Origin of the sequence: Paenibacillus ihuae, from assembly GCF_001368795.1 — a bacterium.
In the GTDB taxonomy this organism is placed as follows: domain Bacteria; phylum Bacillota; class Bacilli; order Paenibacillales; family Paenibacillaceae; genus Paenibacillus_AQ; species Paenibacillus_AQ ihuae.
In genome coordinates, this window is the sequence record NZ_LN831204.1 from 175769 (window position 1) to 187553 (window position 11785).

Consider the following 11785-nt stretch of genomic DNA (forward strand, 5'->3'; position numbering starts at 1 on the left):
AATCGGATTGTTAAATGAAAAATGAAAGACGCTTCCCACAATTTAATGGGAAGCGTCTACTTTAGTTTGCGAAGGAATTGGTCACATCCGAACCAAATTGTTTTTTCGCCTTTCGTTTATGTGATCCTTCAGTGCCAGGACTAATACTTTCTTGATTCGTTCCATTCGAACTGCGGGGCGAATCCGAGTGAGGAGGGGTTGCACTCTCTATGTTTTCATCATTATTAGAATCCTCTTGATCCAGAGTACTCCCCATATGCTGACTTACTAGTGAAGACACTTTGATTTCCTGTTCCAAACTCGGATTGTTTCGAGTAGGGGGTGCAGTCTCACTTGACTGATCAGGTGGGGGCTGCACATTCTGAACATTTGTAGATGTACCTACCGCTTGAGCCATCTGCGTTTTTAAGCTTTCTATCGTTCGGAATTGAGGGACATAAAGTTGCAGATTCTTCAGTCCATTTTCCGCAATTTCTTTTTGGATGAGATATCGGATGGAGTCGCTATATAAAGTCTGCATGTTGAGCCATTCCATAACAAGTGCCTCTTCGTCCTCACGTAATTTTATGACTATGGGCTTTCCTGGTATGGCAGCAGTTCTCTTCATGGTGTTCACCCCCTAATTCATTGAATTTGCTAATATCATTTTTCTTTTGTCGCGGCAATTTCCTTTTTAGAGACTGGAATGCTTGCTGCTTTTAAACTCTGATAAATCTCGCTACGTACAAAGTAGTCCAATCCTTCTGCGTTTAGAGTTACTGCATAATTAGCCGGCACATATAGAAGTTTGAATCTGGAACGATCTGCGAGTTCTTTAAGTTTTGGGTAGAGATATTCACGCATAAGTATGCTTCCACCGCCATAGACAGCCAGAACATCAATCTCGTTTGCGCCAATTCTTAAAATCTGATCGCTAATGTGTTTGATAATTTGATTAACTTGGTTCTCGATATGTGGCTGGAATGCCTGTAATGCTTCACTAATGAACTTATGTGGTCGGTTAGAAAATTGACTTTTTAGAATGTCACTGTATTGCTGCCTGGAAACCGAGTTAAATGCGTAAGGTGCGAGATCCAGTAAATCATTAACCGCATCACCTATTGCATGTCCAACACCGTGATTGACACCATCACAGAAATCTTTGTCTACTGCATCCCCGCGGGTAAATGGAGTATCTGAAGTACCGTCACCCAAATCAAGGTGTAGGATGTTCATTCCGTCGAGAAGGCTGCCATCAACTTCCCCTTTAAGTTCATACGTCTCAGCAAATAAAGAAAATAAGTCGCTTTTATCTTCATTGTCGCCTTCATAATTGCCGGTTCTCCAATTTCCGTCCTTGTCCATTTGGAGAGCAAAAACAGGTGGAGTACCTTCCTGCAAGATATGAACATATAAAAACTTAATCTTTACATCAACCTTTTTAGTCAATCCCAGGTGAACGGTCACCATGTGAGAACCACTCAAGAATTTCTTTTTCATCGTTTCAACATTCGAAGGTGTATGTTGCTTCACAGGCAAAGAAGTAGTCATATCAACGATTACTTCAATTGAATCAGCGTCATCGCCATTTCCATTGGCTTCCTCGACAGCTCGACTAGCGATTGCTGCTAATGTGGTTATGTAAGGAACTTCCTGATCCGATTTTGCATTGTTCCCCTTTACATATAGGCTCGTTACGCTCTCGCCGACTTTCTTTAAGGCGTGATTACCAACAAGATAGAGACCAGTGCGGACTGCAGGGGAGACAATAGATACTGCGATATTATCATAAATGTTATTCAGGTTCTTTTGTACATCCTGGTCGTCATCATTCCAAGGGTTTTTTCCGGCCATTGCAAAGACGTTCGGTTGTCGAATAAGTTTCCCATTAACGTAAATGTCTTGCTCACTATTTCCAATATCATTACCTACAAAGTAATGCAGTTTCATGTTTGTTCCTCCCTAGAAAATTATTCATTTATTCTACAATGATTGTATGTTCATTTTTTATACAAGTCAAATCAAATTAATATGTTTGTATGATTAGATTTAAATAACATTATAATCCCATTATAATGGATTGTTTTATCAGAGATATTCTTTTTTGACATGATATTTACCTTTACAAGTACCTATTTAGTCCCCCTACCCATTATCTGATCTTTTAGAAAGGGTTAACTTATGTCACGGTCATAATTCCATAATTCCTTTCTTACACCGTTGCTCATTAGGGATATTCTGTATTAAGATGATCGTGTTACCGGATGAAGGCTTACATTGAAGTGGGATGGAGGGGTATTTTTTTTATCTTCCGCTGAGTCCGTTTATTCAGCGAATCGACGTTCTTTTAATCGTCTTTTCATCAATTTATGGTGTGTCCGTTTATATGTATTTATGTAGTTGTTTTATTAAGCGTTATATTCATTGGTTTATTGTATCGCATTTCCCCCTATTTCCGACTGAAACACCTTGCTACTCTTGGTGTTTTGGCCAAATCGAATTCGCGACTAACACCCTAAGTCGGGGAAATTGAAAATCGTACAAATTAAAATGATTGCGTATGGAAGGAGGTTGGTTCGGATGAGTGATAGGAGACAGGAACAGAGAGCTGATGCATCCGTGAATGGGGCTATCAGAATGAAAACAAAACCGAAGGAGAAGAGGGAGAGGAAAGAACCCTTATCTTTTGGTGAAGTGGTAGATCGGTTAAGTGCAGATGATTGGCGTGTTCTAATTGATCTATATTTCTGTCGGTGTATGCCTTTATCTGCTGCAGTTGAACATTATTTTTCCAATGATCCAGAAATTGAATTTAAGAAGGAATGGCTTACTGCTGATTCTAATAAGAAAATTGAACTTACGGAAAAGACGATCAAGAGATGTGCTCTTCGTGGTGAGCGTAGAATGCGAGATTTATTCCAGGGTGGATTATTGGAAAAGTCATCTACTAATCCGGATGAGGTACGGAAAAGACCGGAGGATAGAAAGAATGGTTTTAAAGTTGAACCATGGTATTTTTTATCGCACAGGGGCCTTCGCCTTGTAGAAGTTAGAATTAACGTTCTGGAGGAAAATAAATTATCTAAGCTAGAATTGGATATGGAGAGGGCCAAGAAGGATCATTTTTGGGAACTTGCCAAAGTCTATATGGACATTAAGTACAAACTTATGCTTGTTGCAGGCGCAAGACAATTTGTGGAATGGGATTGGTATCCCTCACTAACAATTTACGGCCATAAGGAAACTAGTGAAGTCCGTCCTGACGCTATACTACGGATGATGGATCAGGTGTACTATATCGAACTCGATCGATCAACGGAACCAATCCAACGTTCTCCATTTACCAGAGGGGAAACGGCGCTACAGGTTTCCATTCAGAATAAGTTGGAAAGATATCGAGCGGTGCTGCATCATTCCGATGCCAATGAAATTCAAAGGAACGGGATTATCGCCTTTATCTTGCCGGATGCAATTTACGAGACAAGGTTGGAGAACATAAGGACTGCTGCTTCCAAAGTATTCAGTAAAAACCACAATACACAGGTGTTAGTAGGTCGAACAATTCAAGATATATTGGATCTTCGATTTGAATTGGCAAAGAGTACAACAGAAGGGATTGGTTAATATCCTATACTACGAAGGTATGACACCGGAGCAGAAGCAGGCTTATGGTTTTGTAAAACTCACGAAGGAAGAAGTTCTCTTCATGACTCAGACAAAATCTATACAGCTGAAGATAAAGGATAAACTAATCGATAATCGACCTTCTCACTTGTAACTTGTCATAAACAATTGATCGCCTCAAAGACCAAGAAAGAACATGTGCATTTTCTGCCAATACTCGTATATTAATTAGTATATTGATATGTTATTATGTTAATTAGCTATTATGGTTCAATAGAATATGAGAGGAGGTGAGTGATTGAGCAAAAATAAAAAAATCGTTTTTGCAAGTATTGGCATCCTAATAGCTCTTATACTGTCAGTCCTTATGATCCGAAGTCCCGGTGAGAAAGAAGTGGCACCTGTCCCCCAAAAACAGGTAGCAACGGCCGCTCCCGAAGGTGATTATACCCCAAAGGAAATGAGTGATTCCCACAAGAAGGTAGCCGGTATTATAGACGACGCCTCTGATGCAGTTGTTACGGAAGCGCCCGCATTATGGGGCCGGGTGATAGGCAGCTGGAATTGGGTTATGGGCTTTGACGCTAAACATGCAGTTATCCTCATTGGTGTGATGATCTTTGTATTTGGGATATTAGCGACAGGTGGAGGGAAGAAACGAAAATCAGATTAGGAGGTGAGAAAGGGTTGGGGTTTTTCAAAAAAAAAATAACAACACAGAGGATGTCCCTCAGGTAGATAAGACGGAGAAGCCCAAAGCAGAACCGAAGAAAAAGTCGGACAAATCTATAAAGCCGAGGGCACCAAAAAACATGGCTGGGAAGAAAATCATAAGGTCCATATTTTGGGTATTTATGAGTCTGCTATTTATCAAAGGTGCAATCTCGTTCGCTCAAGGGAACCGGACCATTAATCAGACGATCATCAACGGTAACGATGCTCCGGTCATAACGGATTCTATAAAGGGATTCGCTGTTGACTTTGCTACAGAGTATTTTACCTGGGACGCAAATTATGTGGCAGAACGCAGCACGCGTCTTTCCAATTTCGTTAAGGGCGTTGATACTGAAATGGGATTGAAGAGTCTTGACGTTAAAGGTTCGAGTAAAGTGACCTCCGCCGAAATCTATTCTACCAACTTACTCGATCCGGATCATATTGACGTTACTGTAGTCGTGTGGCGGGATGTGCAGCCACTCCCGGATCAGTTAGAAGCAGCACAAGCTAAGGCGACAACGCCCCCAGTTGTAAAGAAGAAAACATACATGATCGTTCCAGTGACACTTGCTGCAGAGGGCCCGGTAATTCAAGAATATCCGCGATTTGTCTCTAACCAGCAGAAAGGGGATACGGTGGATTCTTCCACCAACGGCACAACTGTAGGGGATGAGGATTTACTGCAGAAAAGCAATGCACTAGCTGATAGCTTCCTACGCTCATGGTATGAAGGTAATGCCAGTCAGTTGAGATATTTTTATGCAGAAACCGTTAAATCGCCTAACACGATTCCTAAATCGGATTACACTTACGAGGCAATCGATAAAGTAGCCGTCTACAAAAACCCTGCACAGGCCGGTCAGGCAGACACTTATCGAATTGAGGCAAATGTCATCGTGGAGAGCGACCTTGGTGAACCTTTCACAAATACATGGAAACTCCAAGTTACGCAAAAAGATGGCCGTCTGTATGTACTGTCCAATGGAATACAGCTTTCGGAGGCGTCTGAAGTGCCAGCTGTACCTGAATCACTCTCTCCGGCTAGTGAAACACCTAGCGAGAGCAGTCCACCAATAACGACTTCAACCGACTAGTTGTATATTAATTAACTAACATACTAATATTTGAAGGGAGCTTTACCCCTAATGAAAAAATCGAAACGTCTTAATCTTTCTTCCAAAATAATGTTGCTTTCCATCTCACTGTTCACAATCGCTTCTCCAATATTCGCAAGCGGTGTAGGAGAAAAGGTCGGAAAAAGCTTAACGTCTAACATCAACGCTTTGATCCCGGCCGTACTGCTTGCCATTGGTGCCTATTTCCTTTTTACCCGCGACTGGATGAAAATGATCAGTTTCGTGGCTATCGCAGTTATTATCGCAATCTTCACGAACTGGACTTGGGTTCAAGCAATCGGTTCGAAAATTTATAATTCTTTTATTGCCTAAGTTATGAGTGATAAACACGAGTCACCCCGCATTAATGTTTCGAATTACACGAAAATATGGAGCCTTGATTGGGTGGTTTACGCATTAGAAGGAAAAAAGCTGCCGATCCCAGCAAATCTGCGTGTCATTGGGATCTTCGTAGTTTGTGAGTTCCTTTTCTGGATTCTTGGAAACACAATATTATTCTTTCTTCCAAAGATGTATAGCGTATTCCTGTTACCCATCGGTGCTACCTGGCTTATTGCCAAGCAAAAGCTGGATGGAAAGGCCCCTCACAAATGGCTTTTAGGAATGATACAGTTCTGGATGCGTCCTAAGCGTTTTCATCGTTATCGGAAATTTGAGCACACGAAACATTATTCTTACGGCACCAAAGTCATATACCGCACTCGGAGGGAGCGTGCATAGCGCGCCCCTCTTTTTACAAGGAGGTAACATCATTGGCAGTAGCAGCAAAAAAGAAGGTAAATAAAATCAATGTCGAGTTTCCTGTTGCGTATTTTGAGCAGAACCTGATCTTCAACCATGACAAATCTGTATGGGCAGTTTACGAGATTGATTCTTATGTATATGACCATTTGAGCGATCAACAGAAGATTGACCGGCTCATCACGCAAACATCGTTTTTGGCATTACTGACGGAGCAGTTTCATATATTGTGGCTCCCGCGCACGCATGATATTAGCGAACATCATGAGCGACTAAAGGAACGTCTCAATGGCCCCATGAAAAAATGGGGAAAGAAGTTCATAAATACGATGGATGACTACCTGAATACCAATTACAACTCCGTGGATGGCTCTAATAATGCCGATTTTCGGGCGTATATCGCTGTATATCTGCCAAAGAACGATGCCAAAGACCTTGTTGAACAGATTGAAGGTATAGCGCTAGAGCTCAAAAAGCTCGTCTTGCACCCCAAACGGTTTATAGAAAACCTCTCCGGTTTGAACGAGCCGGAAATTTTCGAGCATGAATTCCATGCCTATGTTGTTAAGGAACGTCAAATCTTTGATCGTCTTTCTCGCAAGATGAAAGTGAAGCGGGCATCGCATGAAAACATCGAATGGCTCATTAAGCGAAATTTCTGGTGGGGTATCACAGATCCATCCCTACGTTCAGTCGATGAAGACGGTTGGAGCCCTAAAAAGGCAAAAGGGGAGCGAGGTGGCCTCAGTACATTCCTATATGATTCGCGCCAGGTGCTCACGCTTACGGAAGGAGAAATTGATGCTTCCAACCCGCGCCGCTTAAAAATTACCCAGCCGCATAACGGTGAAGACAAACAGGTCTATCATGCCTATCTGTCTCTCTCCGAATTACCCGAGACCATGGAGATGCCTGGTAGTGAATGGCTATACAGTGCAGCAACACTTCCTTTTCCAGTTGAAATGAGTATTAAAGTCGAAGTATTGGAGGCGCGTGACGCCTTAAAAAAGCTCAGTAAAAAGAAAATGGACATCGAGAATCAGGTCAAGAACATTCACGAGGCAAATGCACAGGTTCCGCTCGACTTGATGGAGAAACAGGAGCGGGCCTTATATCTTGAGGACGAATACAAGAAGCGAAAAAATCCAACCTTCATCACACATATTACGTTTGGTCTTTATCATACCGACCTAAACATGCTGAGAAGCAATATTCGGATCATTCAGGACCATTACCGGGATTTCGGTAACATCCATATCGAGCTGCCTGCTGGCGACCAGTGGCTACTATTCAACGACTTCATTCCTGGTTCCCCAAGGTATGTATCCGATTATATTCAGCGGATCCCACCCGAAACGCTTGCCGCGGGAATGGTTGGGGCTACTCAGGAGCTGGGTGATGGCAAAGGGTTATATATCGGCACAACCGGACTTCTCGACCATCCCGTATATTTCGACCCTGGTCATGCTAGCCAGATTAACCGAAGCCCATCCATGACGGTAACAGGTACGCTCGGCGGCGGTAAGTCGGTAACAGCCAATTTACTCGCCTATCATAACGGAGCGGTACTTGGGGGTAAGTCGTTAATCTTTGACCCGAAGGGCGAGCGTACCCATTGGCCAGATGCACTTCCGGAACTTGAGGGTCAAATCCAAGTCGCCACTCTTTCTTCTGATAGTAAAGACATGGGCAAGCTAGACCCGTTCGTTATGCTTACTAATATTGAGGATGCGAAGGAAGCAGCTGTCGAAATCTTGGCATACCTATCATCTACTAAAACAAACAGTGCGGAATATAGCTACATATCGCGTGCGGTCTATCAAGTGTCTAAAGAGGAAAATCCTTATCTAGCCCGCTGTGTGGACGTCCTTTACGAGATGGGAAATGAGCGTCCGCAAGCGTATCAACTGGCCGAAATCCTAGAGAGTTTTCAAACGCTGTCCTTCGCCAAGCTCCTGTTTGGAACTGGCGGTGAGAATACGCTCCAGTTGGATTATCCTATCAACATCCTGCAGGTGCAAAATCTTAAAATGCCGAGCCCGGAAAAACCTGCAGAAAACTACGCACTTGATGAGAAAATGTCCGTAGCTTTGATGTTCGCAATCGCGCGGTTCGCACATAAGTTCATTTATCATGACTTGTCGATTTTCAAGTTCGTCCTGATGGATGAAGCATGGGCGTTGCTTGGTACACAGGCCGGTAAGGCACTTGCCGATATGGTTGTTCGTACGGGACGAAGCTTGAACGGAGGGGCGATCTTTGTTACACAGAATGCGACGGATGTTGCCGGAGATCTCGCTGGGAACATAGGTGTGAAATTCGCATTCCGTGATTCTGACAGAGCCAAGATTGAGAAAACTCTATCCTTTTTCGGACTTGAAATCACCCAAGAGAACATCGACATGATAAAGAATTTAGATAATGGTCAGTGCCTTATGCAGGACATATATGGCCGTGTGGGACTTGTCCGAATTGATGTCGTGTTCCAGCATCTATTCGACTGCTTTGATACTCGCCCACCGCAACAAGGTATCGTTGAGGATGAGGCCGAGATTGAAGAAGATAATGCTTTCTCCGTGTTGGGTCGTTTCGCACAGTATCAAAAGAATATAGAGTCAGAAGGAGAGGAGGACATATATTCCGATGATGAAGATCCCGATGATTCGGATTAAAAGACCATCCAAGCGTGCATTTGTCATTCTTGGTGTCGTTCTAATGATCTTCTTGGCTTTTGCTATCCCAGTAAGTGTTACGTATGCAAAATCGATGGACGATATGATTCCGAGCGATGGATCAACCGGTACACTGTACAACAAATACAGTCCATCGCACTACTCTTTCCAGACGACCATGCCAGACCGACATTTTTGGCAAGTTGGGGCCAAGGCGACCGACGGCATTAATTCAATCTATGATCACACTCTGTCTATGATCTTCCTTGGGGGCGTACAGATAACCCGCTTCTTTAATTTTATTGCCAGGGAAGCTTTTACATTCACATTCATGGATAGCCTGATTACAGGCGTCGAACAGATCATCCAAAACGTAACGGGGATAAAAGGTGGAAGTATCGGAAACGGGATGTGGGGCGGTATGTTCGGCATCGTTGCTTCAATCACCTTGGCATTTGTTCTTTGGCAAGTTATTCGGCTTAAATTTCTGGACTCCTTACAGACAATGTTTTCATTCATCCTTGCGCTTGTTGTAGCACTCGCCTTTTTTTCAAATGCCGGGACGTTCCTGCGGTTTTTGAACGATTCGGGGAATCAATTAGCTACCTCAATGTATGCAGGACTTGCCACACCAGGTGGTCTTAGCACATCGTCCACAACTGGCGTAAAAGCCATTTCCGAACAGGTATGGATGGAACTCGTGATGAAACCTTACAGCATGTTGCAGTTTGATGATGCCAGCGCATATGAGGAGCATCCTGATATTGTCGATAATGTCCTCAAAACAACACCGTATACCGATGAGCGCGATACCGCGCTGAAGGCAGCGGCGGGCACATTCCCTGCAGTAGAAAAGGTTCGCTCGGACGAGCAAATGATCATTTTACTTTGTAACGCTATCTTTTCAGCGATCATACTCGGTTTATTCTGTTTTTGGGCTATTGCCACAATATTTATTCGGATTAAGCTGCTTATTCATGCAACTGTTATGTCGATCACGCTACTTGCTTCTCTCTTACCAGGGCGGGAAGCGGGCTTATCTGTGGTCCGTGGCCAGTTTCTCAAACTGATTGGTCTTGTGATGATGACTGTATTTACAATGTTCTTTCTCGATCTGTCACTTGTTATTGGCCACTTGACCTTTAATATCGTTACCCAAGCAAACGGTGGTTGGTTCACTGCCATGCTTCTGGAAACGATTGTCGTTTTCGTGGTCTTCAAATACAGAGAAGAAATCGGATCCGTCTTTTCCAAGGCTGCAGGTCATATTCCAATGATGCCAAAGGCAAAATCGACGGTCCTCGATGCGGTACAACGGAACGTAACCCGCTCCCTGTATAACAAAGCGGGCACAGCCATTGGCGAAATGTTTAACCGAAAAGAACCGGAAGGTGTGCCTAGCACATTCAATCCGAATTCACTGTCAAAAGCAGGCAACAACCTGAACGACGCGACAACAGCTAGTATGCAACTGCGATATCAACGGGAGAGAGAAGCCGCCGAGCAGTATGCTGCTGAAACCGGACAACCTGTTCAGTACACACCTTATGTCCAGAAGGTTAATGAAAACCTTCGCAATGGAACGAAAAACCCATTCCGTGGAATGGACAAAGAATGGAAAGAGGAAAAGTCACGACTTGGTGATATCCAGAAGGACGGCGGTGACGTCAAGCAGGCGATTCTTACTCAGGGCGTTTCTGAAGGCATGAATGATCAGCAAGTCGCTGCGACAATGTATAGCAACGAGAATTCGATTCGCCAGGCCTCTACATTCATGGTTAACCGTCCTAAGTCCGCTATAGGACAAATGCAGCGCGCAGGTACGCTTAACAAAAATCGTAAACTGGAAACCTCGGTCAATGATTTTGTGATGGTGGAGTTGTTCGATCGGTACAAGATGGAATACAAATGGGCCGTTGACACGGCTGCAGCGACTGGAGAGCCGGTCCAGCACTCTGACTTTGTAAAAAGCATGGACGATCGCTTTAAAGCGGCCGGCCTTAACACGACTCAAAAGGTCAACGATACGATGCTTACCCGTAAGGGTCGAATCGCTGTTTCTTCAAAATTCGAGTCCATGCCAGAGTTCGGCAGCAAGAGGGATGACCTTCTCCGTGCGAACGAAGCTTTCCTTAGGGCCTCGACGCAGGAGGGTGTTACCGCAACTGTGGCCCCTGTCAGCATCGCTGCACCAATTAGCACGGCTTCGATTCAAAAGATTACTCCGCCTCTTCCTACGGCGACGACGAAGCGAGATCTTCCTCTTACCATAACGGGACATCCGGAGATCAAATCAGATATTGATATGTCTAAGGTGAAACTGCCAAACAACCTTAAACAAAGCATGAACGAGGCTAAGGCAAAACTTGCGAATTCGTCAAGTCTTGATCCAGGCGACCGTCTTGAAATTAATACTGAAACGAATACACAAGTATTTACAACACTGAAGCAGCGCGTATCACATGAAGTATCAACTGATCTTGAAGCCATGAACAATGAATTACAGATCATGAAGAAAGCAAGCAGTCGCAAATTTACGGAAGCGGACGGTAACACGGAAACCGTCAATATTATCAACAAGACTTCCCAAAATGCACAGCAGACTCGTCAGTCCACAATAGAGCCAGTAGGTAATAAGGAATCGGCCACTGTCGGCAATAACTATTCGCCAATTGGGCAGCAGACAAAGCAACACCGAACCGTGAATGAGCCTGAAAGTAACAAAGAAACTGTTACTGTAGTCAAAAATTCAACACCAGCTGGGCAGTCGAACCGCCAGAACAAAACAGTGACTGAAGAAACCGTTACTGTTTTCAAGAATTCGACGCAAAATGGTCAACCGAACCGCCAGAACAAAACAGTGGTCGAAGAAACTGTTGCTGTTGTAAAGAATTCGGCACAGAATGGTCAACCGAA

9 protein-coding genes are annotated in these 11785 nt (G+C 43.8%); 7 read left to right on the forward strand and 2 right to left on the reverse strand.

What is annotated here, in order from left to right:
* Nucleotides 1–61: 61 nt before the first annotated feature.
* Together AQR02_RS28630 and AQR02_RS28635 are read right to left on the reverse strand one after the other, a co-directional pair.
* On the reverse strand, nt 62–607 hold the full coding sequence (locus AQR02_RS28630) for a hypothetical protein (protein WP_054943719.1): 546 nt from the start codon (nt 605–607) through the stop codon (nt 62–64).
* 35 nt (nt 608–642) lie between these two features.
* Nucleotides 643–1929 (reverse strand): ParM/StbA family protein, encoded by a 1287-nt coding sequence (locus tag AQR02_RS28635; protein WP_054943720.1) that lies wholly within the window; start codon nt 1927–1929, stop codon nt 643–645.
* A 687-nt stretch (nt 1930–2616) separates the two neighbouring features.
* Between AQR02_RS28635 and AQR02_RS28640 the strand changes: the two genes are divergently transcribed.
* The 7 genes from AQR02_RS28640 to AQR02_RS28670 all read left to right on the forward strand — a co-directional run.
* Nucleotides 2617–3603, forward strand: coding sequence for a replication-relaxation family protein (locus AQR02_RS28640; protein ID WP_209444338.1), 987 nt, complete (start codon nt 2617–2619; stop codon nt 3601–3603).
* Nucleotides 3604–3901: 298 nt separating this feature from the next.
* Nucleotides 3902–4276: a hypothetical protein gene (locus AQR02_RS28645; protein ID WP_054943722.1), complete on the forward strand. Its 375-nt coding sequence runs from the start codon at nt 3902–3904 to the stop codon at nt 4274–4276.
* A 139-nt stretch (nt 4277–4415) separates the two neighbouring features.
* On the forward strand, nt 4416–5414 hold the full coding sequence (locus AQR02_RS28650) for a conjugal transfer protein (RefSeq protein WP_054943723.1): 999 nt from the start codon (nt 4416–4418) through the stop codon (nt 5412–5414).
* 51 nt (nt 5415–5465) lie between these two features.
* Complete coding sequence (locus AQR02_RS28655) at nt 5466–5768, forward strand: hypothetical protein (RefSeq protein ID WP_054943724.1); 303 nt, start codon at nt 5466–5468, stop codon at nt 5766–5768.
* 3 nt (nt 5769–5771) lie between these two features.
* A complete protein-coding gene (locus AQR02_RS28660) occupies nt 5772–6176 on the forward strand; it encodes a TcpE family conjugal transfer membrane protein (protein ID WP_082452136.1) in 405 nt (134 codons plus the stop codon).
* A gap of 32 nt (nt 6177–6208) precedes the next feature.
* Complete coding sequence (locus AQR02_RS28665) at nt 6209–8869, forward strand: ATP-binding protein (RefSeq protein WP_054943726.1); 2661 nt, start codon at nt 6209–6211, stop codon at nt 8867–8869.
* On the forward strand, nt 8841–11785 hold a 2945-nt coding region (locus tag AQR02_RS28670; protein ID WP_108722117.1), incomplete at its 3' end, for a CD3337/EF1877 family mobilome membrane protein. The genes AQR02_RS28665 and AQR02_RS28670, both read left to right, overlap by 29 nt.